The sequence below is a fragment of the Streptomyces sp. NTD91 genome (assembly GCF_059510455.1).
This window is the reverse complement of the sequence record NZ_JCAJZW010000005.1, coordinates 178,712-203,281: the sequence shown is the minus strand read 5'-3', so window position 1 is coordinate 203,281 and position 24,570 is coordinate 178,712. Positions and strand designations below refer to the sequence as shown.

Annotated in this window: 28 protein-coding genes; 7 read left to right on the top strand and 21 right to left on the bottom strand. The window is 65.8% G+C overall.

Annotated features, from left to right (window positions below; all coding sequences use genetic code 11):
- Positions 1 to 99 precede the first annotated feature (99 nt).
- From AC5WRT_RS08465 to AC5WRT_RS08450, 4 genes are read right to left on the bottom strand one after another with little or no spacing between them, the layout of a single operon-like run.
- Positions 100 to 390: a hypothetical protein gene (locus tag AC5WRT_RS08465; RefSeq protein ID WP_496100086.1), complete on the bottom strand. Its 291-nt coding sequence runs from the start codon at positions 388 to 390 to the stop codon at positions 100 to 102.
- Between the two features lie 32 nt (positions 391 to 422).
- Positions 423 to 617 carry a hypothetical protein gene (locus AC5WRT_RS08460; RefSeq protein ID WP_208898814.1) on the bottom strand — a complete coding sequence of 65 codons (195 nt, stop codon included), beginning with the start codon at positions 615 to 617 and terminating at the stop codon, positions 423 to 425.
- Positions 618 to 629: 12 nt separating this feature from the next.
- Positions 630 to 1,952: an FtsK/SpoIIIE domain-containing protein gene (locus AC5WRT_RS08455; protein ID WP_496100085.1), complete on the bottom strand. Its 1,323-nt coding sequence runs from the start codon at positions 1,950 to 1,952 to the stop codon at positions 630 to 632.
- Complete coding sequence (locus AC5WRT_RS08450) at positions 1,952 to 2,299, bottom strand: SCO3933 family regulatory protein (RefSeq protein ID WP_496100084.1); 348 nt, start codon at positions 2,297 to 2,299, stop codon at positions 1,952 to 1,954. Before AC5WRT_RS08450 ends, AC5WRT_RS08455 begins: the two co-directional genes overlap by 1 nt.
- Before the next feature lie 199 nt (positions 2,300 to 2,498).
- Between AC5WRT_RS08450 and AC5WRT_RS08445 the strand changes: the two genes are divergently transcribed.
- Complete coding sequence (locus AC5WRT_RS08445) at positions 2,499 to 3,239, top strand: GntR family transcriptional regulator (protein WP_496100083.1); 741 nt, start codon at positions 2,499 to 2,501, stop codon at positions 3,237 to 3,239.
- A 474-nt stretch (positions 3,240 to 3,713) separates the two neighbouring features.
- Here the strand turns inward: AC5WRT_RS08445 and AC5WRT_RS08440 are convergent, their stop codons facing one another.
- The 3 genes from AC5WRT_RS08440 to AC5WRT_RS08430 form a co-directional block, all read right to left on the bottom strand.
- Entirely contained in the window at positions 3,714 to 4,379 is a 666-nt protein-coding gene (locus AC5WRT_RS08440; RefSeq protein ID WP_496100082.1) for a hypothetical protein, read from the bottom strand.
- A gap of 496 nt (positions 4,380 to 4,875) precedes the next feature.
- Entirely contained in the window at positions 4,876 to 6,192 is a 1,317-nt protein-coding gene (locus tag AC5WRT_RS08435; RefSeq protein WP_496100081.1) for a DUF6602 domain-containing protein, read from the bottom strand.
- A 122-nt stretch (positions 6,193 to 6,314) separates the two neighbouring features.
- Positions 6,315 to 6,929 carry a hypothetical protein gene (locus AC5WRT_RS08430; RefSeq protein WP_496100080.1) on the bottom strand — a complete coding sequence of 205 codons (615 nt, stop codon included), beginning with the start codon at positions 6,927 to 6,929 and terminating at the stop codon, positions 6,315 to 6,317.
- 489 nt (positions 6,930 to 7,418) lie between these two features.
- Between AC5WRT_RS08430 and AC5WRT_RS08425 the strand changes: the two genes are divergently transcribed.
- On the top strand, positions 7,419 to 8,045 hold the full coding sequence (locus AC5WRT_RS08425) for a hypothetical protein (RefSeq protein WP_496100079.1): 627 nt from the start codon (positions 7,419 to 7,421) through the stop codon (positions 8,043 to 8,045).
- A 247-nt stretch (positions 8,046 to 8,292) separates the two neighbouring features.
- On the opposite strand, the gene AC5WRT_RS08420 is transcribed toward AC5WRT_RS08425, so the two are convergent.
- The 3 genes from AC5WRT_RS08420 to AC5WRT_RS08410 all read right to left on the bottom strand — a co-directional run bounded on the left by AC5WRT_RS08420 (position 8,293) and on the right by AC5WRT_RS08410 (position 10,779).
- Positions 8,293 to 8,868, bottom strand: coding sequence for an SMI1/KNR4 family protein (locus tag AC5WRT_RS08420; RefSeq protein ID WP_496100102.1), 576 nt, complete (start codon positions 8,866 to 8,868; stop codon positions 8,293 to 8,295).
- A 244-nt stretch (positions 8,869 to 9,112) separates the two neighbouring features.
- Entirely contained in the window at positions 9,113 to 10,126 is a 1,014-nt protein-coding gene (locus tag AC5WRT_RS08415) for an HNH endonuclease family protein (protein WP_496100078.1), read from the bottom strand.
- Positions 10,123 to 10,779 carry a class I SAM-dependent methyltransferase gene (locus AC5WRT_RS08410; protein WP_496100077.1) on the bottom strand — a complete coding sequence of 219 codons (657 nt, stop codon included), beginning with the start codon at positions 10,777 to 10,779 and terminating at the stop codon, positions 10,123 to 10,125. Before AC5WRT_RS08410 ends, AC5WRT_RS08415 begins: the two co-directional genes overlap by 4 nt.
- 732 nt (positions 10,780 to 11,511) lie before the next feature.
- On the opposite strand from AC5WRT_RS08410, the gene AC5WRT_RS08405 reads away from it, so the two are divergent.
- Complete coding sequence (locus AC5WRT_RS08405) at positions 11,512 to 12,771, top strand: SNIPE associated domain-containing protein (protein WP_496100076.1); 1,260 nt, start codon at positions 11,512 to 11,514, stop codon at positions 12,769 to 12,771.
- A gap of 200 nt (positions 12,772 to 12,971) precedes the next feature.
- Here the strand turns inward: AC5WRT_RS08405 and AC5WRT_RS08400 are convergent, their stop codons facing one another.
- From AC5WRT_RS08400 to AC5WRT_RS08390, 3 genes are read right to left on the bottom strand one after another with little or no spacing between them, the layout of a single operon-like run.
- Positions 12,972 to 13,292 carry a hypothetical protein gene (locus tag AC5WRT_RS08400; protein ID WP_496100075.1) on the bottom strand — a complete coding sequence of 107 codons (321 nt, stop codon included), beginning with the start codon at positions 13,290 to 13,292 and terminating at the stop codon, positions 12,972 to 12,974.
- Positions 13,293 to 13,296: 4 nt separating this feature from the next.
- A complete protein-coding gene (locus AC5WRT_RS08395; RefSeq protein WP_496100074.1) occupies positions 13,297 to 13,617 on the bottom strand; it encodes a hypothetical protein in 321 nt (106 codons plus the stop codon).
- Positions 13,617 to 14,168, bottom strand: a complete 552-nt coding sequence (locus AC5WRT_RS08390) for a bifunctional DNA primase/polymerase (protein WP_496100073.1) — start codon at positions 14,166 to 14,168, stop codon at positions 13,617 to 13,619. The genes AC5WRT_RS08395 and AC5WRT_RS08390 overlap by 1 nt, the downstream gene beginning before the upstream one ends.
- A gap of 265 nt (positions 14,169 to 14,433) precedes the next feature.
- Here AC5WRT_RS08390 and AC5WRT_RS08385 point away from each other — a divergent pair, with 265 nt between their 5' ends.
- The gene (locus tag AC5WRT_RS08385; protein WP_496100072.1) at positions 14,434 to 15,795 is read left to right on the top strand and encodes an NsdA family TPR-like regulatory protein; all 1,362 of its coding nucleotides are present in this window, start codon (positions 14,434 to 14,436) and stop codon (positions 15,793 to 15,795) included.
- Positions 15,796 to 15,937: 142 nt separating this feature from the next.
- Positions 15,938 to 16,660: a hypothetical protein gene (locus AC5WRT_RS08380; RefSeq protein ID WP_496100071.1), complete on the top strand. Its 723-nt coding sequence runs from the start codon at positions 15,938 to 15,940 to the stop codon at positions 16,658 to 16,660.
- Between the two features lie 114 nt (positions 16,661 to 16,774).
- Here the strand turns inward: AC5WRT_RS08380 and AC5WRT_RS08375 are convergent, their stop codons facing one another.
- The 3 genes from AC5WRT_RS08375 to AC5WRT_RS08365 form a co-directional block, all read right to left on the bottom strand.
- The gene (locus AC5WRT_RS08375) at positions 16,775 to 17,704 is read right to left on the bottom strand and encodes a phosphotransferase family protein (protein ID WP_496100070.1); all 930 of its coding nucleotides are present in this window, start codon (positions 17,702 to 17,704) and stop codon (positions 16,775 to 16,777) included.
- 971 nt (positions 17,705 to 18,675) lie between these two features.
- Positions 18,676 to 19,530, bottom strand: a complete 855-nt coding sequence (locus tag AC5WRT_RS08370) for a nuclease-related domain-containing protein (protein WP_496100069.1) — start codon at positions 19,528 to 19,530, stop codon at positions 18,676 to 18,678.
- 352 nt (positions 19,531 to 19,882) lie between these two features.
- Positions 19,883 to 20,086, bottom strand: coding sequence for a cold-shock protein (locus tag AC5WRT_RS08365; protein WP_067045496.1), 204 nt, complete (start codon positions 20,084 to 20,086; stop codon positions 19,883 to 19,885).
- Between the two features lie 281 nt (positions 20,087 to 20,367).
- Here AC5WRT_RS08365 and AC5WRT_RS08360 point away from each other — a divergent pair, with 281 nt between their 5' ends.
- A complete protein-coding gene (locus AC5WRT_RS08360; protein WP_153546860.1) occupies positions 20,368 to 20,580 on the top strand; it encodes a hypothetical protein in 213 nt (70 codons plus the stop codon).
- Between the two features lie 138 nt (positions 20,581 to 20,718).
- Positions 20,719 to 20,910, top strand: coding sequence for a hypothetical protein (locus tag AC5WRT_RS08355; RefSeq protein ID WP_067045490.1), 192 nt, complete (start codon positions 20,719 to 20,721; stop codon positions 20,908 to 20,910).
- Positions 20,911 to 21,077: 167 nt separating this feature from the next.
- Here the strand turns inward: AC5WRT_RS08355 and AC5WRT_RS08350 are convergent, their stop codons facing one another.
- The 5 genes from AC5WRT_RS08350 to AC5WRT_RS08330 form a co-directional block, all read right to left on the bottom strand.
- The gene (locus AC5WRT_RS08350; RefSeq protein ID WP_496100068.1) at positions 21,078 to 22,451 is read right to left on the bottom strand and encodes a tyrosine-type recombinase/integrase; all 1,374 of its coding nucleotides are present in this window, start codon (positions 22,449 to 22,451) and stop codon (positions 21,078 to 21,080) included.
- Entirely contained in the window at positions 22,448 to 22,618 is a 171-nt protein-coding gene (locus AC5WRT_RS08345) for a helix-turn-helix transcriptional regulator (protein WP_181925608.1), read from the bottom strand. The genes AC5WRT_RS08350 and AC5WRT_RS08345 overlap by 4 nt, the downstream gene beginning before the upstream one ends.
- Positions 22,618 to 23,982: a replication initiator gene (locus AC5WRT_RS08340; protein ID WP_496100067.1), complete on the bottom strand. Its 1,365-nt coding sequence runs from the start codon at positions 23,980 to 23,982 to the stop codon at positions 22,618 to 22,620. The genes AC5WRT_RS08345 and AC5WRT_RS08340 overlap by 1 nt, the downstream gene beginning before the upstream one ends.
- Positions 23,983 to 24,085: 103 nt before the next feature.
- On the bottom strand, positions 24,086 to 24,391 hold the full coding sequence (locus tag AC5WRT_RS08335; protein WP_496100066.1) for a SpdD-like protein: 306 nt from the start codon (positions 24,389 to 24,391) through the stop codon (positions 24,086 to 24,088).
- Positions 24,392 to 24,411: 20 nt separating this feature from the next.
- Complete coding sequence (locus AC5WRT_RS08330) at positions 24,412 to 24,567, bottom strand: hypothetical protein (protein ID WP_496100065.1); 156 nt, start codon at positions 24,565 to 24,567, stop codon at positions 24,412 to 24,414.
- Positions 24,568 to 24,570: the final 3 nt, after the last annotated feature.

Genomic DNA, 24,570 nt, shown 5'->3' with positions numbered 1-24,570 from the left:
AGGTGCTCCTTTCACTGCTCACGTGGCGGATGGAGTGGGTTCCTGACGGGGTCGGGTTTGGCGACTTCGCGCCCCGTCGGGAGCCCGTCGTACGGGCGATCACTGCTGCTCCTCGGGCGGCACCCCGGCGACGCCCAACGAGATCGGCCCGAAGTCACGGCGCGCGGCGAAGTAGCCGAGGCCGATGTCCTCCGCCAGCGCGCCGAGCGGAACCGCGACGGACTCCACGCCAGCTCGGCGAGCGGCAGGGTCAGCGGCATCGACCAGGACGATGACGGACGCGTGACGCGGGACGACGACTGCCGGGTTGGCGGTCAGGAAGTCGACCAGCTCCCGCAGACCGGCCAGGAAGGCGGCGCGGTCACCGGAGCGGATGACGTAGTCGGACACAGAGAGTTCCCTTCTCTGGTGAACGGGCGTGTTCAGAAGCGGAGATGACCGAGAAAGCCGTTCACGCCGTCGAGGAGCGTCTGAACGAGCGGCGCGGCCAAGGTCCGGGAGAGCAGGAAGCCGAAGGCTCCGCAGATCAGCGCGTCGACCCACCGCAGGTAGCGGATGCGCAGGAGGAACCAGATCAGCAACCCGAGCAGCAGAACGGCGGACATGGACACCAGCACGGCAGGCCCCTTTCACGGCGCTTCGACGTGCAGTTCGGAGAGGACCGGAGTCAGGTGCGCGTACTCGGCGGCGACGGCTTCCGCCTCCGACTCCGTGATCAGGTGGGACCGGGCGCGTTCCCAGCCGTCACCGGAGGCGAGAACGGCCGTACCGGCCTGTTCCGGTGTGATGGCCTGCGCCGCCTTCAGGGCATCGGGATTGAGATCTCCGAGCGCCATCTCCGCCGTGCCGGGGTCGGCCACCCGGTGGCACACCCGGCCGCCGAGCTGTGCCCGCAGGGCGGTGACGCCGGGCCCCAGGTCGGAGCCGACGCGTTGGCCGGCGACGACGAGGAAGACCCCGAGAGCCGCACCCAGTTGGGCCAGCCGGATCAGCGCCGTACCGGCAGCCTGTGCTTCGTCCTTCTCGTTCCGGCTCGCGACGAGGAACAGTTCCGCGATCTCGTCGACGATCACGACGACGGGGACCGGACGTTCCTTGTCCGGCAGACCCCAGATGTTCCGGACGCGAGCCGCCCGGCAGACGGTCATGCGGTCTAGAGTCAGCTCCACGAGGGCAGCCAGCAGCCGGACGGCTTGCTCCCGGTTGGTCGCGAGGGCGGACAACCGCGGTTCGTAGAGGGACAGTTCCATGCCGCCCTTGCAGTCGATGCCGACCAGGGCGACGGGTTGCGGAGCGAGGCCCGCAACGAGTGCGTTGATGAGTGTGGACTTGCCTGAGCGGGTGGCCCCGACGATGAGCCAGTGCGGCACGCGCCGCAGGTCGAGCACCCACGCGGCTCCGGTCTCCAGCGCGCCCACGGTCACGCGGAGGAGATGACCCGGCCCTCGCTGCTTCGGCACACGAGGCGCGGCCAATGGATCAGCCGCCGACGCGACGACCCGTACGACTCCCGGCCTCCAGGAGGTCACCCGTACCGCGTGCACCTGCCAGCTCTCCGCCATGGCAGGCGCGGCCTTGACGAAGTCCTCTGGCACCTGGCCCGGCAACAGCCGCACCAGCAGAACGAAGCCACTGGAGGTCGGGCGTATGAGGCCGCGACGCGGTACGCGCGGCTGCGGTGGAGGCGCCCCGTTGCCGACGAGCCCGGACACGACTGTCAGCGCCGGCCGGCGGCTCACGGCGAGCCTGCATCCGGCCATCAGGGGCCGCCAGGTCCGCACGACCCGGAAGGCCGCAGCCGGGTAGCCGAGTAACAGCCACCAGGTCACGGGGTAGCGGCGGCGCAGGGCCGGGCCCGCAAGAAGCAGGCCCGACACCAGCACTGTGGCCACCATCAGCACCCAGTTCGGCCCGGTCACACCGGCCGCACTGGTGGCGGAGGCCAGGTTCATCACTGCCCGGCCCCCTTGCCCGCCGAGGCGGGAGCGCTGAGGGGCCGGATCTCCGCCGCCCGGAACGCGATGCCGTGCCGCCCCTCGTTCTCCCACGGGGTGGCGAACAGGTCCCGCACTGTCACCGGCATGCCGAGCTGCACACCGGCCGGTTCACCGGCCACGCTCACGGTCACGACGTCGGCCGACGCACCGGCCATCAGGCACAGACCGACCTGGTACATGGTCTTGCCGGTCTCACGGTCCACGCGAAGCTGACCGGTCTCACGGTTGGCGACCCGCGGAGCCGGGGGCACGGCACAGATGATCCCCGTGAACTTCGCGGTGTCGATCGGAAGGCTTGCCACTGTTCGGATCTCCTCATCTCTGTCCCCGAAGGCCTCCCCTTCGGGTTGCTAGACGACCCGTAGTACGGGTGCGGAACAAGAGTGACCACCCGTAGTACGGGTTGTCAACCGACTCGCGATACGAGAAGCTGTCCACGAACGCGGACAGGGCGTCTACGAGGACGAACAGCCGAAGAAACCACGGCCATGGAGGGCCCGCATGCCGCCGAAGGGCACGCAGCCGAAGTACCGGCAGATCGCCGACTACCTGCGCGACGGCATCTTGGACGGCACGTTCCCGGCCGGCCAACCGCTCCCGTCAGAGGAGGCGTTGGCCAAGCAGTTCGGCGTGACGCGTCCCACGGTCCGCCAGGGTCTGAGCGAACTCCGGGCGTCCGGCCTCGTCGAGGCCATCATGGGCCGCGGCACCTTCGCCCGGTCCCCCCACAGCCGCCCCAGCCACACGCGCCCTCGCGGTGTACGTCGGACCACGGACGGCCGCTACGTCGAGGCAGACGGCATCACCTGGACTGACGCCGAGCCGCCGGTGGCCACCCGCACCGACGCCCCGCTTGCCCTCGCGGACCTGCTCCGCATCCCGCCAGGCGAGCCGATGTTCACGTACGACGCTCTGCAGACCGCGGACCACGGCCGACTGCGCCAACTCCACCGGACTTACGTCCCGTTCTCGGTGCTTATCGACACCAAGTACGAGGAAGAAGCCCCATCGCCGGCGCCGCAGCTCTACGCCGCACTCGCCGACCTGGGCCACGAACTCCACTTCACGGAGTACGTCCGCACCCGAATGCCCCTGCCCGACCAGGCCCAAGCACTACGGCTCGCCGATGGGGTACCGCTGCTCCACATCATCCGCGTGACGCTCGCCGAGTCAGACAAGCCCCTCGCTCTGGAAGAGTTCCACCTCCCGGGCGACGAGTTGGAGCTGTCGTTCCGGCTGTAGCAGCACAGGCCGGTTGGCTCAGACTTTCTCTACGTCATCAAGTCCCGGCTGCGCTCCGCTCCGCCGGGCGCGCTCCCGGCTCCGCTGCGGGCGCCGCTCCTGCCTTCGGCCCGCTCCGCCCGCGCCGCGCCGACGCGCGCCCACTGGTGGATAGGGCCGGCGGCCATGAGTCGATCACCGCATTCACGGCCACGGTCAGAACAGTGCCTCCGGCGGGGGATCGGCCGGCACCGGGATGGAGGAGGCGCCGTCGCCGACTGCGGGTCCGTTGTGGCGGATGCTGGGGGCTCCCATCCCGCACACCATCGCCCCAGGCACAGCCGAGCAGACGCGGTCCCTGGCGTCCAGGTCGTTCGTACAGTGGCGCGCTCCACCTGGACGCCAGGGACCACGCCCGCTCCACGGTGTGTGGGTCGACGGCGTACGGGATGGGAGCTGGGGAGAGTGGTGGGCAGAGGAAGTGGTCGGCTTCCGTCACTCGGCTCGACCGATTTGAGCGGACAATCGTTCGATCTGGGCCCGCAAAGCCTGATCGTCCTGCTCGTCCACCCACCGCACAACCGCGATCGGCAGGATGGATCTCAGATCCCTTAGACGTCGGGAGAGATTGGACGGAAGGGGCCTGTTCGTGACCACCAAGAGGGCACCAACACCAGCCGGAACCGCTGCGGATCGAGCGTGCGCCGCGGACATAGCCATGTCCCGAAGCTGGGCAGTAGTCAGCAGGCTAGTACCCGCCTTGACCTCAACGCCGACCGCGCCCTGTTCAGTGGGAACCACGGCATCCACACCAAAATCGTCTAGGGGCCCGCGGGCAACCCGCGTTGATGGGTACAGGCTGACCAGCCGATCAAAGACCTCGCGCTCCAGGACTTGGGCAGATACCCGCGCTACGAGAGGATCTCGGGAGGCTCCAGGGTCCACACTGCTTAGGACCTGCAAGGCTTGCCGCGCTTCCTCCGGCGACTCTTGGTTGATGGTCGCTACGATCTCACGCCGCCGCCGTGCCATGAACAACTCGTAGTCCTGGTAACGCGCCCGAGTCAGAGGTGAGCCGTTGATCGCCATGACCAGGAGCACGACACCCACGAGCAGGAGCGCTACCGAGCCAGCCTGATTGTTCGTGATGAAGACGGCCACCGCCCCTGCCCCCGACAGTGCGATCCCCGACAAGGACGCGGCGAGACGTTCCCAGCGGGACAGCGGAGCTGCATCGGGCTGCTGCTCAGGCAGTTCGGGTTCGTCTCCTGGGGGCGCCACGCCTCAGATACTAGTCGCCGCCCCCTAGCCAGCGGACCAGATTGCCAGGCTGCGAGCGGCAGCAGACGTGTCCCCTGCGTGCCCTTAGAAGCGGTGGCGGACGGGGCGAAACGGGGAGCAGCAGGATCAACGGCCGGTAGCAGCAGGTCAGCGGATTGCCAGTTCAGCAGCAACCCACGTACGCGATCTACCAAACTGGTGCTCCCAGGTCCGAGCGCGGCGGGCTTGACTGGGTCATTGAAACTCCAGCCCAAAGCCGCTCCACCGACCTAGTGCGAAATTCACCTGCCGTCGCTGCACTACTGAACCTGGTAACGCGTGTCATGCGCCTGAGAGCAGGCCGGTTCCGGCAGCTCTGCGCTTTTTTCGGAGTGATTCAGACCCAACCTTCATCGGAAGCACGTCTGCGCAAGGTCTCAATGCGGCGAGAAATCCAACGATCCAATCGTCCAGTGCTATTCTCTGCGGCGACATACTCACCCGTCGGAAGAATCGCCAACTGACATTTTTTTGTGATGAGCTTTAGGTTTTTCCCGGAGGAGGCCACAAGACGGGTTTCCAACAGGCGGTTGCGCACGTCATCAAATTCGACACCGCATGACTCTAGCCAAGACAGCATTTCCGGATCATCGCAACGAACTTCTTTCCCTTGGCACAGTCGCGTGAGCACAACAAACTCCTCCTCTCCGAGGAATTCAGGACTCCACTGCTCCGTCACCGGCATCTCGTTGAGCGCTTCATCATCAACCTCATGCGCTCGGACTTGCCAACCCTTTCTTCCGTCAACACTTGCAGCGCGAAAGCTCAGTAGACACCTTCCGACCTCCGTCTCGAGGTCTTCCCCCCAAAGCTCATGACCAAATCCATACATCTCATCTAGCCGCGTCCAAATGAATTCGAGGAGCAGTCTCAACGGGTTTTCTGGCGTGGAGAAGTAGAACGGCCACCACCCGTCAACCAAGGGTGCCATGAATGGCCGCCCATTGGTCTTCACGAGAGAATATGCGCCCGATATGATCAATTGAGGGAAGCACGTCGGGCCGAACCCATTATTGCCAATATTGTTTTCCAGATATTCGATCATGGATGACCGGAACGCCCGCTCACTTTTGAATCCATGCATCCCGAGAATGACTCGAATTGCAGAGACCTGTTCCAGGAGAAGCGCGTGAAATACAGCCTCCTCTTCGTATGGGAGAGCGGTGGGCCCGTCCAGATCCCAAGCGATCCGCCCTGTCATCTCGGCAAAGGTTCTAGCTGACGGAGCCATACTGCGATCAGGATCGTCCAGCTTCTCGTCACTTTGATAATACGATTGCTCGATTTCACTTACCGTCTTAAGTTGCGCGAACGCTCCACGAAGCTCGGCCGAGTGGAGATTTTTCTTGACCTCAATGACGGCAATGATGTCTTTTACATGCCATACGTACGAGTCAGTGTAGGGCAGTCTCTCCCCCTCGCCCCGCACCACCATACAGTCAAGTTGACCGGACAATCCCCCTCGGCCATCGCGGGCAAACCCGGACACGACTCTCAGCCCCAAGCCATCCGGAAGAGCGCGATTCAATAGCTCGGAAGACAGCCCCTCATACATGTCCCCAATGGTGGGAGCATGTTTTACGGGAGCATTGTCGAGTTTAGGCAACTCGCTTCGGAGAATACCTGAAAGAAGGTCGGCAACCGTGCGAATCACTAAACGTCACTCCAATTAGATCTGCTATTTCCAGCGGCGGGGTACCTTTAAGCAGCTCCAATCCGAGCCGCTTCGCTAACCTGCTGGTCGCGCATTGCGACGAGGTTGCGCAGGCGCGGAACTCAGACGGAGGGTTGCCGCCTTTCCCTATTGCGGCGCCGCTCCAAGAGCTCATGTGCGTCGTTGATGAAGAGCCCTAGAAGATCTCCCTCTTTGACCGCCTGTCCTTTGTGTCCGTAGTCTCGACGAATGGCGATAAGTAGTTTCTCGAGTTCGAAGAGTGCCGCCTCTGTTTGTGATTCAGTGGAGGCGGCCGAGATTGAGCGCTTGAATCGGGACCACTCGATCAGAACGTCATCCGGGGCCCAAGCGATGAGCTGGGGCGTAATCTCGCGGAGCTCTTCTGCGAACTGGTCAGCTCCAGCAGCGGACGCATCTCCTCGCAGGAGCATGCGCAATAGACTCTCCACGAGGCGACTATAGATCGGAATCTTGCTAGAGCGAATCTCTGCTTCAACCGCTGATCGACGCTCGTAGTAGCGACCAATGACTAGAGTCGCCACAGCCACGACCACTGTTGACATCGCTGCGACCGCAGCCGCCGAAACAGTCGGATTCACTCCGTGGAATATCTGCCGTCCAATGCGACGGGCGAAGAATGCCACGACCTCCACGCCGCCGAGCAGAAGGGCCGCGAGCAGAGCAAAAGCTCCGAGCCCTTTGATGAAGACTCGCATGTGCCTCATTGTCCCCAACGTGCCCATGTCTCGGGCAGGTTTGACCAATCTGACGAGGCCCGAGGGGATGCAGCGAGGCATACGTGTACGTGGTCGGTGAGCGCATCCGCCGTCGCGGCTGACTGTCTTCAGCCGCGGTTCAGGCGGGGCCCCATCGAGGGTGCCGGCTGTCAGTCCAGTGCGGCAGAGCTGGGCCGCCCCTGGGCCGTCCGAGGTCACCCGACGCCGACCGACAACGACAGAAGCCCACGACATCTGAACTGGTCAGAGCCGTGGGCATCGTCAGTCTCGCGCGTCGGCGGGACCCGTGGTCAGTAGACCGGCTTCTGAGGAGCTGCTGGCCGCAGGCCACGGCCGCCCGTGATCAACTGTGGCTGTTCTGAGGAAGAGGCGTCTGCGGTCATGCCGTGGCCAGAACGCTCCCTTGTGTCCCCTTCGTGTACGTGTCACACAGTTAAGAGGCGGGGTAAAGGGGGAGGGGGACGCCGCATGTCGACGCTGGGTGGTAATCCGGTAGTGCCGTCGGCTTGGGCGGTCGAACGGTTCGGGCGGCATGCCGGCGGACTCGCGGAGGCGGTGCCGGTGCAGCTCGCCAAGGCTCACGCGAAGGCTCATGCGGCGCATCGTGCGGCCGGGCTAAAGAAGCGGAGTCCCTACGGTGTGACCCTCGCCCAGGCCGTGCGTGAGTACCTGGCCGACATGGCGCGCGAGCTGGGGGAGTCCGTGCGGGAAGTACTGGGGTACGAGTACGCCGTGATCAACGATCACGTTCTCTTTCCCTTTAAGTACGCGGACAGGCCGAGGCCGCTTGACCGTGCTCGGTTGCCCTCCAAGACGTCCACCACACGGCGCCGGATGTTCCGGGCGCATGGGCCGGAGTCGCGGGACGCGTTGTTCGAGCTCGATGACGACCTGACGACCGAGGAGTACCTGGAGCTGCACGAGGCGTTCGAGGAGCTGGGGGCGTCGACGAAGCTGGTGTGCCTGTTCTTCACGGCCGACGCCGAGAGCGGCATCCACGCCATCCATTGGGGACAAGCCCACCTCGAACCCGACCGCACCTTCGACTGGCTGCACAGCGAACAGCTCCCGGTCGCTCCCCAGCCGCTTGAGTGATCAGACGACGAGTCGGCCGAATCCTGGGCCGTCTCTGGGCCGTGCAAGGGTGCCGAAGCCGACCAAAAGCGACCGACAGTGACAGTCGAGCCTCAGTCGCCAGCCGTAAAGCCCCAGGTCAGAGCCCCCGTACGGGCTTCCGCCCAGGGGTGGCCGTACGGCAAGATGGGGCGCTTCTTCCTGCGTCGCGGAGCCAACGTGTCGCCGCTGAAACACGTTAGCCCCAAGCTCAGCTTCAGATTTCCGCTCAATCTTGGATCTGCTCCTGGGGCCACTGCGCGAAGAGGATGCCATCGGACGTGTCCTCTTCGTCTTCATCCTCATCGCCCTCCCATGCAGGCAGCCCTGGTTCGTCCAGCTCACCGGTCAGCCAGGACACCAAAGTGTCGAGGAGTCCGCCCTTCAGCCGACGCTGGCTGTGGTTACGCGGCCAAAGCACCAGGGGCCAGCCATCGGCCGGCCCGTCAACCAGCCAGCAGAGGTAGTCACCTCCCGGCGACATGGCGAAGGGGAAGAGGCCTCCGGCCTCAGGCCATGCGGGGAACGGGTACTTCTCCGGGAACTGGTCCTTCAGTTCCCGGTAGCCAGCAGCCGCGCGCGGCCCCCCGTCCATCAATCCAGAGGGACCGCCTTCGAGCGGCGCCCAGAAGCTCAACCAGTCGCCCCACGTGCCAGCGCCGTAGGTGGTCATCAGACGGATGTACTCCGTGGGCAACTCGGTGCCCAGGCGAGAGAAGAGTTCCTCCCACGACCCTCGCCCCACCCGGGGCAACTCGGGGGGCGGTAGCAACTCAGTCAGTCGCTTCCATGCATGCGTGCTCATCATGGCCCTGGATAGTGGCAGACAGCACCGACGGCCCTCAGTGGCCCTCCCCCTGACATCCACGACTGACATCAACGGCGTCGGACGGTGGCGCACAAGAGCACCCCTGGCCGGTCGGCACAGCGACGGGAGACAGCACCAGGGCCAGCCCTGGATCGAACTCCTAAAGCGGTGCTCATCCCTCGCGATCACTTCTGAGCCATGCACGCCGTCCGTAATCGGCCCGGGACTCCTGGGGTCGGACTCAGACTGCTGTCTGAACCGCTCCCAGGAACTCGGTCCACGAGGGCACCTTGTGGCCGGGCAGGGCGTGCTTCAGGCTGAGTTGCAGTGTGCGGCGCAGGGGATGGGGGGACTGCATGATTGCGTCATTCCGGGCCGCGAGGCGGGCAAGTTCGGCCGGGGTGGGCAGTCGGTCGCTCTTGGCTCCGTTGCAGGTTGCATGTGTGGGGGCAAGGTTCCACAGGGCGTCCAGATCTGGACCGTGCCAGGAGCCGACGCTGTCGAAACGACGCATCAGGGAGAACGGGAAGACGTGGTCGACGGCTATAGCTTCCCCCGGGGCCAGAACATCGCCGCAGATCAGGCAGCGGCCGTGTTGAAAACCGACCGTGGCGTCAACGATGCCGGTCACCGAGCGTCGTCGGCGTTTGTCGGTGATCTTAAGGGTGTCCCAGTCGACCGTGACACCCTCCTCGACGAGGCTGCGCCCGACGCCGGTAGCGAAGGAGCTCTCCACGATGCTCCAGCGCGCCCCCAACTCCGCGGCTAGGCATGGCGCTTGCTCCGACTGCGCCAGTCGCAGCAGGTCAGGGGTCAGGCGCACGACACGCTGCCGTCCCGTCCCTGCCAGCTCGTAGAAGGTGTGGGGCACCGCAGTTTCACCGCGGAGATTGTGGAACTTCTGCATCACCATCACCGGCATGGAACGCACTGCGGCTGCCAGCAGACGCTCGGTGGGCCGGCCGGCCTCCAGCGTCGCGGCTCTCTCCTGCTCAGCGACGGCGAGGAAGTCTTTCTCGCCCAGCTCCACCGTCTGCGGCGCCTGCGGGTCCTGGGCCAGATGCTGCACCAGGCCCAGGCTGTAGGCAGCGGCGAGTTCGGCAAGGGAGATCTCCTCTCGCCCGGTCCGCCCGAACTCCAGCAGGGCTTGCCCGAGAGCGAACTTGTAGGTGCGCGAGTTGGCCCCCATCAGCACTGCCAACCGCCACGACGCGCGCGCCGACGAATCCTGCGCGTAGAACTCGCGCCCGCTCACTCGCCCCCCTTGCGCAGGACAACCGTCTGCCACCACACCTCGGCACGGCCGAGCCGGTCCGTGCCCTCCTCTACCAGTCGCACGAATCGCAGCGCCGCCCGCTCCCCGTCCCGCACGACGTCCTCCGCGGGCACATCGAACATCACTCGATCTGTCGGTGGGACTCCGCGCCGAAGCGAGACGACCAGCAGCCCCGCCGGAGCCAGCAGCGTGGCCAGCCGCTCCATCGCCTGCCCACGCTCGGCCGGCAACAGGTGCATCCACACAGCCGACAGCAGCACCAGCTCAAAAGGCCCTTGCAGGTGGGACAGTGCGGGCAGCGAGTCCTCGACCCAACGGACGTCCTCGCAAGGGTTGAGGCTCTGCGCGACCTCCCGAAGCTCACGGACCGGCTCCGCCGCCACCACCTGGTAACCGCGCCGTGCGAGTGCCACGGCGTCCCGCCCAGTGCCGGCACCTACGTCCAGCACCTTCGCCGGCGCCGGCGGAAGCAGATCCAACACCCCGCCATGCACTTCCTCGAAGGTGACGCTCCCGTACCTCTGCCCCAGCAATTCGGCGCGCTGCGCGTAGTAAGCCTGGACGCCCGCAGCGGGCTGGCCCACCGCCGACGACTCGTCGAGGTGAGGAAAGTTCTCCCCGATACCAACCATGGCCTCAAGCTACGGGACCGCACCGACAACGGCCGACGCATGAAGACGAAGGGTGGGTGTGGAGTCATTCGGCACCCCGGGGCAGACGTGCCAGAACCATGCCAGGTCGTGCGGGAAGCCACGGGGAACACCGAGGAGTGCAAGCCGCGGACGTCAGGCGTCGATGCCGTTACGCCGCAGGTCAGCAACCTTTCCGCCCCTGAAGCACCCAAGCTTCCCATGCGCTCGGGGGGCTCGGACCGGGGAGGGATAGTAACCTCGGTCTACTAACTCTCCGCACTCTGAGGAGCGCGGACTGTGGAGCCAGTATCGGTCTGTGGGGACAGGCCGAGTTGGGGGGCAACAATGATGACGTATCGGTTCAATCCGCCGCCAGGCTGGCCAACGCCACCTCCTGGATGGATGCCACCTCCCGGCTGGCATCCAGACCCCTCATGGCCAGCACCACCACGAGGTTGGCAACTTTGGGTACCCGACGCCGCAAGCAGCGTGAGTGCTGTTGACATCGGCACCGGCACCACTGAGCTGCGATGCCAAGCCGCGAGTGACCTCGCGCCGCAAGCCGCTCCACCAATCCCTACACACGGCAGCCCGGTAGTCGACGCAGGGGCCGCTACACCCCCGTGGTCTCCCATCCCCGCAGCTCGCCGCACTGGCTTGTTCGGTAGACGTCGTCGCGACGAGAACCAAGAAATCGAACATTTGCGCGCATGGATAACTAGCACGCAAGGCATGGAGGCCGTCCAGGTCCTCGACGCCCTGCGCGTGGCGCGCGAGGAAGCCGCTGCCATGCGCGAAGCCGCAGAAGCAGAGGCAGAGCAGATCCGCCAAAGGGCCCGGGACGAGGTGAAGTCGGAAAAGGCGGAGGCGAAGAAGGCCGCCAAAGAAGCTGACCGCGCCCGGAAGGAGGCAGACAGGATTCGGCAGGAAACCCACGCGGCCAGCAGCCGGCTTGCCGAACTCCAGGCCCAGGTCGTGACCACTGACGAAACGGCGATGCTCCAGCAGGTCGGGATCTACGCGTACCGGCACCAGTTGCAGGATGCCATTGCCTACCGCACTCGCTTGGATTCGCTGAAGGACGAGATCAAGAGCCTCGCGCGTACCGACCAAGCGGTCCTCGCAGTTCAACACTGGACGGTCAACGGGTCGGCCAGCGCCGGGCGCAAGATGGTCAGAGACTTCTCGAAGCTCATGCTCAGGGCATACAACGCCGAGGCAGATTACGCGGTCCGTTCGATGCGTCCCCACCGTCTCAACTCGCTGATCGACCGCCTCTATAAGAGTCGAGAAACCATCGCGAAGCTCGGCGCGACCATGAACATCCGCATTTCCGATGCCTACCACGACGCACGTGTGCGTGAACTGCAGCTGACTGCGGACTTCCTGCAGAAGAAGGAAGAGGAGAAGGAAGCCCAGCGAGAGATTCGGGCACGAGAGAAGGAAGAGGCTGCCGCCCAGCGGGAGCTGGAGCGGGAGCGAGAGAAGCTCCAGAAGGAGTTGGGCCACTATCAGGCCGCATTGGATCGCCTCCGGGAACGTGGGGATACAGAGGCCGTAGCGGAGATGGAAGCCAAACTCGCAGAGATCGAAGAGTCCCTCAGCTCCGTCGAGGCACGTGCCGCCAATGTCCGCGCCGGTTACGTATACGTGATCTCCAACATCGGTGCCTTCGGCGAGCGGATGGTCAAGATCGGGATGACTCGACGGCTGGAGCCATTGGAGCGCGTCTACGAGCTGAGTGGTGCAGCGGTCCCGTTCCGGTTCGACGTCCATGCGCTGATCTTCAGCAAGGACGCGGTGGGTCTGGAGTCGCAGCTGCACCAAGAGTTCGCGGTCCACCGAGTCAACCGCGTCAACGCTCGAAAGGAGTTCTTCCGCGTCACCCCAGCCCAGGTGCGCGATGCCCTCCAGCGGTACGCCGGCCAGCACCTTGTCGAGTTCACGGAAGAACCTCAGGCCCTGGAATGGCGCGCCAGCCAAGCGAGCTGATCCGCGATGTCACGTGTTGGCCTGCCGCTTCGTCCGGGCTGCGGCGCTGGGGCGCCGGTCCCGGCCGAGCGGCAGGCGACAAGCGCGTTGGCCCAGCAATGGGCCCCGTACACCAGCGCTGGGGGATGCTGTCGCACGGGGCAGGCTGGCTGACCGTGAAGCGTGCTCCGGCCGGGCGAGCCTGAGCGTCCGGGGAGCATTCAGGCGGCAGGTGTCTCGCGCCGGCTGCTCGGATGCGCTTCAGCCGCCTTGCTGTCCAACTCTGCGTCCAGTCCAGCAGTGATCAGCTTCGCCAGCAGATCGGCCGCTTCGGGGCGAACGGTGCCGAGCTGCACCAATCCGTCACCGACAACGTTCACGTCAGCCACCAGGCCGGGAAAGTCGGAGTCCATTCCGAGAAGCACGAGTTGATCGGCCAAGGTGCCGGCGCTTCGTCGAGCACGTGCCCAGCCGCGGATGTAGGGCACGCCGGGAACCAAGTCTTCTGCTCGCTTGGCCACCACTCCTCGCCGGTCGGTCATGGTCTTAGATCCTTCCCTCGTGCTTTTCACTGGTGGCCGATGCATGCTCGTCACGGTCGTGGTCACGGCGGAATCCACTGTCGAGCGCCAACCGCAGGAGTTCCGCGAGGCGCTCCGCCGTATCGGGCGAGACCCGGCCCAACTCGACGAGGCCATGCCCGAAGGCGTTCAAGTCCGCGCGCAGGTACGGGAAGTCTTTCTCCAAACCAGCCCTCACGAGAGCGTCCCGCAGGGCGGTCGTCGCGTTCCGTGCCGCATACCACCCCTCGCTGTCGAGAGGCGACCATGTGGCAGCGTCATGTCCGTCGGTCGGCTCATGCGGCATCAGTGGCCGGTCTCCTCGGGAAGGGCGGCAACCGCGGCGTACGGGGTCGGGTACTGCTCGTCGAAGCGGTCGATCCTTGCCAGCAGCTCCGCGGAAGCCACCAGCGCCGTCGCGAGGGCGACCGGGCGTAGTGGATTGGCTTCCGGCCGGCACGTGGGCGGGCGAAGCCATTGATACCGGTCATCGAACAGCGGAGTAGGACCAGGGACGACCACGGCCGAGCCCTCATCGAGGTACCGGTACGTCGGAGGAGTCGAGGTTTCGCGTTCGAGGTAGTGCGTGAAGGACTCGCGACTCTGGGAGTTGAGGAAGAACCCGACTCGCTGCGCCTTGCGGTCGATGGCCGTAGGCCCGAACGGCATTGCACTGCGCAGCAGCCGGTCGTACATCTCCATGCCGAGGCGCTGGTCCACGCTCAAGACGTCGAAGAAGCGGCCAGTCGGCAGCAACGCGGGCATCCGCGGATCGTCCGCCCACACCTGCCGGCACTCGACCGGGTTGTCCGCCGCCGCAGACAGCCATTCCATGCCCCGCCTGGTCATCCTGTGCACGTCGTCTCACCCTCAGTCGGACCACCGTGCGGCCCCGATGCCGCAGTAGGACCAGACTCAGCGCTCAGTACCTGACCAGGGCAGATGACGAGAGGTGACGGGGGATGACGCGTCCACGCATGTCATGTCATCCCCCGTCAGCGACCTTCCGACAGACGATCTTCGGTTACTGCCTGCAATATGCCGTCACCAGCGCGTACATTCGATCAGGCAAGCTGAGTTGCCACACCGGCGCATGCGCGCGGGAGTGAAGGGGCACGACTCGATGAAGCCGACCAGCGTCCGCTTACGTGAAGCCCGCATCAGCCGAGGCTGGAGCCAGCCAAGGCTGGTGAGGGAGCTGCGCCAGGCAGCAGCTCAGCGCGGTCATCAGCTTCCTTCTGACGCCAGTGTGAAGCGGCGTATCGCGAGTTGGGAGAACGGCCACAGCACGCCGGACGACTTCTACGGCCCGTTGCTGTGTGATGCCTTCGCCGCAAGTCCTGCAGAACTCGGGCTGAAACACGGAGAGCTGAAGGACGCTCCGGTACTGGACGCCGCGTACCCCGCCAGCCCGGACGACGCCATTCAGACAGTCAGCCAGTTGTGGCGGGCAGACCTCAACCAGTACGACCCACTGCTCACGGCGGAACCGTCCGAGCCCGCGTGGAACGAGGCGTCCCTTCGGTGGTTGGTCGCGCCCGAGCCGGGCATCCCTCGCCCTCGATCCGAGGGAATGCGAGTCGGTCTTGGCGACGTGACAGCCGTGAAGACCACAGCCGACATGTTCGCCCGGCTCGACGACCAGTTCGGCGGAGAACATGCGCGGCACTCGGTCATCCAGTACCTCAACAACGACGTGGCTCCGCTTCTGCGAGGCCGGTATACCGAGCAAGTAGGCCGGACCCTGTTCTCCACCGTTGCGGAAGCCACCCTCCTGGCTGGGTGGATGTCGTACGACTCCTGCCACCATGGGCTCGCCCAGAGGTACTTCCTCCAAGCGCTCCGCCTCGCCCAGGATGCCAACGATCGCCGACTAGCGGGCAGCATCCTGTCAGCGATGAGTCACCAGGCAACCTTCCTCGGGCGGTACACCGAGGCCGCCACTCTCGCCCGCGCAGCGCTCATGGGCATCTCCCCCGTGGCCACGCCGACGTTGCGGGCTCAGTTCCATGCGATGGAGGCCCGCGCCTTTGCTCGCACCGGAGATATCGCCGCCTGCGAGGCCGCCCTGAGCGCGGCAACCAGGGCCCTCGAAGGCCGGAACCGCGAGGACGAGCCAGAGTGGATCACCTACTTCGACGAAGCCGAACTCGCAGCCGAAGCCGCTCACTGCTTCCGTGATGTCAACAGGGCCCGCCAGGCGGTAGCCCATGCCGAGAACGCCATGAGTGGCAGTCACGTACGAAGCGACTTCTTCGCGACCATGGTTCTCGCAGACGCTCACTTGCGCGCAGGCGAAGTCGAGGAGGCATGCCGCGTAGCTCTCGACGCCATGGATCTTGGCGAACAGCTCAAGTCGGCACGGTGCATCAGCTATCTCGCCGAGTTCCGCCAGAACCTCAATGCGGCTGGCTCCAGCGCCGCAGCGTGTGATCTTGCGGAAGAGGCACGAGAACACAGGCTGTGGATCGCAGCAGGAGCGTAGCTCGGCGCAGTGTATGTACAAATGAGCACCCTACGCATCTCTTCGGATTATTCATCAGCGACCTGATCAAACTGCCGAACGTGTGGACTAGTCCGCGCGTAGCGTCACCAAACTGGACCATCAGAGCCGCCCAGGAGGCCGTGTGACAAAGAGATTGACCCCACAGAATGCAACGATCACCACAGCTACCGTTGAGGTGAAAACCCTTACCATCAGCGGCAAGCAAGTCACCCTCGCTGTCTTCCGTCAACTTATCGAAGAAGATCCGATCTCTGAGGACGGAACTCTAATTGGCACTGCTTGGGGCACAGTGAACTATCATCCGGACAAGTGCAGCGATGCCGTCGCGCACTGGCATCTCGTCTGGCAAAAGGACACCGAACTCCGCCGGGCCCGCATCGATCAAAAGCCTTCGTTTGGGTACTTCGGGTCAGAAACGGGTGACCAATTCATCTCCGCACACGTCCGCGAGGTACTGGCCGGGCACGGCCGATACATGCATGGACAGATGCCAAACGCTGACTCCTACGGCAACGTCAGGTTGCGCTTACCCTCAGGGATCACCCTGGAGATGACGGTGGATGGCTCCCTGATGGACGCTGTCAGATCCTGGACGAGCTGGCAAAATCAGCTCAAAGCCATCCAGGAAGCTCCCAACCCCAACCATCACACCGGCACGGACTACTACAAGAAAGTCGCCGAGTCGGCGATCAAGCGGCTGGATCCCGCTCCGGAGCCAGTCATGGTGGACGAACTCAAGCGGCTTCTCGATGCGGAAATTGAAGCCGAGGTCCAACGGCGTACGCGCCATGCTGAGGCCCTGAAAGCTATCGCTGGGCTACCACAGCTATTCATCGCGGTCTGACCCCCGATGGCCGGGCCCGTCATATGCGGACCCGGCCCTCTGCGAGGCCCCCAGACCGGAACCAAACGCTTGGCTCCGACCCAACACCGCAACCAGCTCACTACGTAGCCCTTTTCAGAAGGCTCCCCAGGATTCGCGCCCTTCGTCCGTCCGCAGAGACCGCATGCGTCGAGCGAACTCCGCCGCGAAGCGCTCGTTCGTACCCGCCTGATGGCCCACCCACGCGACCATCATCAGTTCCCGCAGGTCGGCCAGGGTCTCGTATCCGGGCCAGTTCATGAGGTCGAAGCCATACCGGTGGACGAATTCGGTGTACTGCGCCTTCGTGTGCCAGCCGTACCGCTCGTAGTAGATCGCGGTCAGGATCAGGTCCCACTCACGCGGGGCGAGAGCGAGCCCATCGAGGTCGATGAGGACCGCGTGCCCATCTCGGTGGCGGAGGACGTTCCCGATGTTGGCGTCTCCGTGGATCAGACCGAAGGGCAGGACGAAGTCCAGTCGGTCGTACTCCTTCGCGAGCTTGGCCGCCCGCTCCTCCAGGAAAGATCGGTCTTCCTCGGAGACGTCGGTCAGACCGTCCAGCGAGGCCGACAGCTTGGCCAGGGGATCGAAGTACGGGAGGCGCAGTGACTCAGGTTCTTCGAGCCAGTGAAACCGGCGGAGCAGGTCGGCCAGCTCTCCCACCGTCGCGTACTCCTCGCGCTCCTGGACGCTCTGCCAGAAGGTCACCACCAGCCCGCGCACTACAAGGGGCTGAGCAACGCCGGCCAGCACGCGCGTCGACGGGAAGTCGACCGTCTCCAGCCACCGGGCGACGTCCACAGCGCGTTCCATCTCGGCGAAAAGGGCCGGGTCACGGGCGATGCGGACGATGACTGGTAGGGATGCCAGCCGGTAGACCGCGTTAGATCCCAGGCGCAGCAGCTCTGCCCCGGACGCGTCCAGTCCGGCCGCCTCGCACGCCTCACGGAGGACGACTTCCATCCCCTCCGCCGTGAACTCCGTATCGCCGCCGTGCACTTGCCCGCCGCTGCCCGAGATCATGTCTCCGACCATACGGCGTAGCCCCACCGCCGGACAGGGCACCCACGTAATAGGGGCGTAATGGTCTTCGTCTGGTTTGCCTCCTAGGACCACTCCCCCGCAGGTCAGAGCCCTGAGGGGCATTCGCGCGCACCTGGGCTCCGGAGCCGTGTGCGCAGGTTCGAATCCTGCCGGGGGCACCCAGTATGAGGTGCCCAAAGACCCCGTCACCAGCGGAAACGCTGAGGCCGGGGTCTTCGCGTGTGTGCAGGCGTATGCGGCCCGGAGCAGCCCTATGCCGGGGTCTGTGGACGAGGCGTGGACGGGATCTTGGAGGGTTCTCCCAGGTAAGCCCGCAAAACGATGTGGCCCCGGACCCGGGACAGGTGTGGGGCCACAGCGCAAGGCGGTACCGACTCCCCTAGTCGGCGGTGACCCCCAGTAGGCGATCTGCGCGGGCCTACCGTCGCGGTAGAGCACTGTGCAGTTCCCCCGGGCCCGGCCTGGGAAGTCCAACTGCTCGGAGTCGAGCGCGGCGTCCCACTCCTCGTAGGTGGGCCGGCCGTGAGGAGCCCACGCTCGCACCTCGTCATCGGTCAGCGGCCGCATGAACGGACCGTCATCGGTGTCCGCGGCCTCGATCATGAGAGGGAAGTCCAACACGGAGCCCGTGCCGCCGGTGAAGATGTACTCATGCCACTCCGGGTCGCGCCACAGTTCCTCGACGGACCGCCCCTCGAAGCCGTGGTTGTCCCGCGCCAGCTCGTCTTCCTGCTCCTGCCGGAACGCGGCCGCCAAATCACGCTGATACGGGCCCGTATGTGTCCATGCGTTGCCACCCATCCGCGTCCCCTCTCAATTCGAACTGCATGTTCAAGAGCGGAGCGTAAGAGACGGCACTGACAGGGCACCCCGCCCCGACGATGGTCACCCCCTGGAGGCCGGCCACAGGCCCCACAGGGAAGGCCGGCACCTCGCTGAGACGCACCGGCTCAGGCCCGGCTCCAAGCCTGGCGATGGCGAGCGACGCCGTACACCTGCTCCACCTGGTCGGCCGTAAGAACGCCTGAGAGCGGGCCGAGGGCCGATACCTGGCGCTCCTGGTACACCCGGACATCGAGCTGCGTCGCAACCACCTTCAGCTCGGTGACACCCACGAAGACGAGCACCGGCTCCACCGGTACCGAGAAGTCGCAATAGCGCTCAAGCACTCGGGCGACCCGCTTGGCCTCCGCCCGGCTCTTGCGTGCGTAGGGCGCCGGTTTCCCGTGATCGACTTTCACGGAATCGTCCCCGACCCATACGGCCCTCTTGTCGTGATACTTCGTATTGATGCTGAACACTCCACCAGGCCCGATCAGTAAGTGATCGATATCCACTTTGTTGGCCAAGGGGATGGAGTGCAGGACGCGCCAGCCGTGGCGCCCCAAGCGGTTCAACTCGGCTCCTACTCGCCGTTCCCCCGCCAACCCCTTTCGCCAGGAGTCCCATTCGGAGGGCCGCCGCAGAAGCCGTGAGACGACTCGCTCCATCAGCCCCGGGCCGGATTCATCGAGCAGATCACGCAAGGACTTCCCGGGAAGGTTGACGGCCAGGTCGTCGGCCGGCGTCAGAGGCGGCAGCATCGGACGCGCCTGAGCCTCCGGAGCCCTGTCTGGCGAGACAGGCTCCGTGAGGCTCTGTAAGTGCTTCGTGAGCACGGCGATCACGTCCTCACGGCACTCGGCCCGCAAGACCGTGATGACCCCCGTCGTGACGTCCGCCCAGCCGACCGCGGAGCCATCAGGCAGGTTGGCGTACAGACGATCACGCCCGTACCGCTTCCAGCGCGTGACGTGCAGCTCCACAAGGCCCCCCTGCTCCCGCATTGACGTTGCCGACATGCCAGCAGCAAGCCAGAGGAGGCCACAAGACCGCAGGGCAAGCATTCGCGGCCCCGCTCGCTCTATCGGATGAAGCATCGCCGCAGGTAGGGCCGGAATCACTAAAGGACCCAGACAACAGGCGGGGCTTTCACTCGGAAGCGCACGCAGCATCCGGACTCGCGCGACCCGGAAGAGCCTAGGCCAGCGAGGGGCTTCATCCTCCCGAGCGAAGGCTGACAGGTAGGGCGGCCCCGGCAGGCGCAACCGGCGGACGGGAACGAAGAAGCCCCAGCCGGGATGTACCCACCAGCTGGGGACTCTCTTGCGTGTGGCGTTACAGGGGGCGGATGTTCTCCGCCTGCGGGCCCTTCTGGCCCTGCGTAACGTCGAACTCGACCTTCTGGCCCTCCTGCAGCTCGCGGAAGCCCTGGGCGACGATGTTCGAGTAGTGGGCGAAGACGTCGGGGCCGCCACCCTCCTGCTCGATGAAGCCGAAGCCCTTTTCCGCGTTGAACCACTTCACAGTGCCCTTGGCCATGTGCCTGTCTCCTTCGAGGGGACTCGTAGCGGGTCCCGCACCGTGCGGGTCCCGGAGGTGATCGCCCTGGTCCGGAGAGGCGTTGAACAGCAAAAACGCCCGCGATGCGATCACGGGCGAACGGGACTTCGGAACCACGACTGCTGATTACGACGCTACACCGGCTGGTGCAGCTCGGCCACAAGACACCACGACGACAACGCGACCCCCGTGGGGCAACCGCCGCCACTGACAGCCGTCCCCCGAATGCGCCTCACCTGCCGTTGGGCGAGGCTGAGGCTATGGCTGAGCGTCGCGTGATCGTGTTCCCGCCCGGAGAGGGTGGCGGCCGTCGCATCCAGGTCGGCAGCGAGACGCTGGGAACCGCATACAGCCTGCATGACCTGAGCGTGTTCCTGGAGCGTGCCGGCCTGGAGGGGTTGGACGTGGTGGACCTGGTGAACTCGCCGCTGATCGAGTGGCACGGTGGCGGCCCGGAGGTATGGGAGCGCTGAACGCCCGTCGGTGGGCTGGCGGCCGTCGTCACCTGTTCGACGCACAGCGGTCGCTGACGCACGCGGGTTCGCGTTCGCTGGGAGCGAGCCCGGCATGCGACCGGAGCTCGCCCCCCATCAAGCCAAGGAGACACAGCCATGGACCAAGGCAAGATCCATGAGTGGAACGCGGACCCGGGCGAGGGAAGCATCAAGAACGACCAAGGTGGTCCCGTGCTGTACTTCACGGTAGACGACCTCGTGATCGACCCCGACGAGATCCATCCCGGGGACACCGTCTCGTTCCAGATCCAAGGACCGGGACGCGCGGCCAAGGTCAACAAGGCCTGAGTCTCGACAGCAGCGCGCGGCAGGCACCACCCGAAGGTGAACAGGTGGTGCCTGCGTGGGTTTCTGGGCCATGCAGATCGGCCGCGGCCTGGTCGTGAAGGACCTAGTGAGGTACGACGAAGGCCCCAGGCAACATGCCTGGGGCCTCGGTGTGGGAGTAGGTTGTCTCACTCGTACTCGCGGAGCAGGTCCTCGATCCGCCGGTTGGCGACGTCCTGCCGTCCGTCGAGGCACTTCGCATACCGGGTCAGCAGGACCTCAACGCTGTTGCCGGCGCGCTCAGCAACTTCGGTGGGATCCACTCCGGCATTGAGCCACGTCGACAGCGCCGAGTGCCGGAGGTCGTACGGCCTACTCGCGAGCGGCGAGGCCGCGACAGCCGGCGGGAGCGCCAGGTGCCGAGCCTCTTGCCACACGCGGTAGTAGGTCGAGGACGGGACAACCGAACCCTTCTCACTGAAGAAGAGCCGCCCGTCTTCCGCCGTGCCGAACGTGGCCAGGTGCTCGCGCAGCACGGCGACGAGCTGGGGCGGAATAGGTACACGCCGAACGTCCTCAGTCGGCCGATTCTTGAGCCCGCGGTCATCGTGGGTCTCCCCCGAGTCGGTCCACTGCTTGCCGACCGAAGGACGAGTCCGGTGGAGCAGCGCCGATCCCCAGCCCTGCGCAGGGAGGACAAGGTCAGTCTCGACCAGGCCGACCGCCTCAGCGGGCCGGAGGCCACCGAAGTACATAGCCGCGAACAGCCCGACGAGACGCCGGCCGCGAGCACGCCGGTAGCCGCCCACGTAAGACACTGCCGCCAGGAGATTGCGTGCCTGCTCAGGGTTGGCCACAACGCGCGGATCGACCTGATTCGAGACCTTGGGCTTCTGCCAGCGAACCGCCGTGATCGGATTCTCCCGCAGCTCCCCCAAGTCGACCGCGTAGTTCGCAGCGTTGACGAGGGTCCGGCGCTTCCGCCGCACAGTCTCAGCCGCTGCCGCGGTGCCATCGAGCTTCAGCTTCAGCCCATCGAGCACCGCACGGGCCGTTGCCGGCTCAGCGAGATCCGCAAGCGGTCGCGAGGCCTTTGCCACCCAGTGCAGAACGTGCAGGACGTCATCCGGGACCTCCCGGTCGTTGGGCCCCGGCAACACGAAGGCCCACTTGCGTAAGGCCTTGCGGATCTCCTCGTCGGACGGCCGTCCTGCGCGGTCCACGAGCAGTTCCATGGTCACGCTGGTGAGAGATTCATTGATGCCGTCTCGCGTATTGGGTGCAGCGTGCGGCCACTTCATTGCGAGATACCTCAGGGCGAAGTCGTACCAGGACAACGGCGACTTCTTCTGTTCCATCGAGGCCGGGAGACCAGTCTCCGTGTCGAATTCTTCGCCGCCCCGCATGGCACTCATGAGCTTCGCTCGGTAGTGATCAGCGAGCGCCTTGGTACGGAACGAGTCCGAGAAGACGTTGCCCGCGACAGACCAGCGCACTCCATACGAGGGCGTCTTGGTGTCCCGCTTACGTACGCCCCAGACCTTGACGTCAAGGGACTTCACGCAGCCGCCTCCAGCTGCCGAAGCCAGGTGGCGAAGTCGCTCCGCCAGACTCGGAGCTCCCCGTTCGGAAGCTTGAATGCTGCGGGCCCCTGACCAAGTTCACGCCACCGATAAAAGGTTCGTCGGGAAACGCCGCCCAACTCATCCAGTACCTGGCGGACGGTCATCAGCTCGTCGCGACGGTGCTGATCCATGTCGGTTCTCCTTCCGTTCCGGGGGTGGTCTCAGCGGGCGCGGCAAGCAAGGCCTCTGCAGGGCCGAGACCAGTGCCGGCGAAGCGCCGGTGGGAGAGGACGAGGACGGTGTCCGGGTCCGGCAGGGGGTGGCCAGCTTCGGCCGCGCGTTCGCGGGCCAGGGCCTCGTTGTGGTCGGCGCGTTCCTGGCGGAGGGCGCCAAGAGTCACGGAGTAGGCGCGGGACTTGGTGGAGAAGTGGCCGCGGAAGCCGAGCATGTGGGCCCACTTGCGCAGGCGCAGGTCTTCGAGTTCGGGGAGCCCGCCGAGGTGCCAGCAGGTGAGGATCATCCGTCGGGCGTGGTCGGTGACGCCGGAGCCGATCAGGTCCGTGATGGGGTTGCGGACGGGGCGGTCCAGGGTGCCGGCGGTCTCGGCTCCCTTGGTGGCGTACTTGGCGATGTACGCGGCCACGGCCCGGCTGGACAGCTCAGAGCTGGCCGCGAAGTCGGCCGAGCGGATGGGGCGGATGTCGAGCTGGTCACCGAAGCGGAAGGTGTACGTACGGCCGTCGAGCACGGGGCCGGATGCCTCGGCGAGGCGGGTCGCCGAGCGGATCGCGTCGGTGAGGAGTTCGGTCGTGGCCCAGGCCGGTGGGGAGGACTCGGGGCCGTCCGGGCCGTCTAGGCGGATGACAGCGTGGAAGTGGACGGCGCCGCGGCGCTGGTACTCGGCGACCTTGGCGTACGACACCTTGAGGCAGTCACGCAGCGCGGTGCGGGTGAGGCCCGCGCGGGAGGCGAGCTGCTGACGCAGGTACGTGGTGAAGCGAGCCCAGAGCGCCCCGGCGTGGGCGTTCCAGAGGACGGCCGCCCGGTAGTCGTACCGCTCCGCGTCCAGCGGCGTGCCCAGGGCGGGGTCGTCCTCCGCGTGGGAGCGGCCGCAGCGGCAGCGGCCACCGGCGGGGCGGTTGTGGACAGGGCCGAAGGACGGAGCGGTGAAGGTGGCGAAGACACGCGGGTGTTGGGCGACGGACGGGCCGATGCCCTTGCCTCCGCTCAGACCGGCGGTGACAAGGTGGAATGTGTCCTTGCGGTATGTCTCGGCGCAGGTGGCGCACCGGGTGGCGCGGCGGTTGTTGCAGCGGATGAGGAGCTGTCCGGCCGGAAGGTCGCGGTCGACGATTTCCCGGACGATCTCACCGGTCGCGGCGTGGACGTCGAGCCGATGGCCCTCCATGCGTACGGGCCGCTCGCAGCCGCCGAGGCGCTGGATCTGCCGGGCGTAAGCACTCACGTCGCCGTGCCGGGCGAGGGCGGCCAGCTGACGGATGGCTCCCAGGGGAGCCGGCGGGCGCATGTGCGCATTCCTCCTTGCGGGATCGAGTGTTCGGGGTGCCGCCCGGCCTGCCTGTCCAGGGGACTAGACAGTGCGGGCAAGTCGACCGGGCGGGGAGGTCTGGTCAGCGACGGGTGAGCAGGGACCGCGTGACAGCAGCACAGACGGCGACCGAGGCGGCGGTCAGGGCGACGGCGAGCAGCATGGTGACGAGGACGGCACCGACGACCAGGACCACGGCGGTGCCGCCGCCGACGAGGGCGAGCACGGTGCCGGGGGTGAACCGGGCGGCCGGGCGGGACGGTGCCGCAGCGAGGTAGGCCGGCGGCGAGACGGGGGCTGCCGGGGTGACGGTGGTCGGCTCGACGGCGACGGGCGGAGGGACCAGGCCAGTCGGCTGCGGCATGGTCGGGATCTTCGGCCGGAACACGGGTGATCTCCTTTCGCGGGTTACTTGATGAGGGAGTTGATGACGGGGGCCAGAAGGCTGTCGGCGAGGAGGTAGCCGCCGAGGAGGAGTACGGCGATGAGCCACCAGGGCGGGCGGATGAGCTTGACGCCGAGGACGCCGACGACGAGCAAGGCGAGCCAGAGCGGAACTTGCATGCC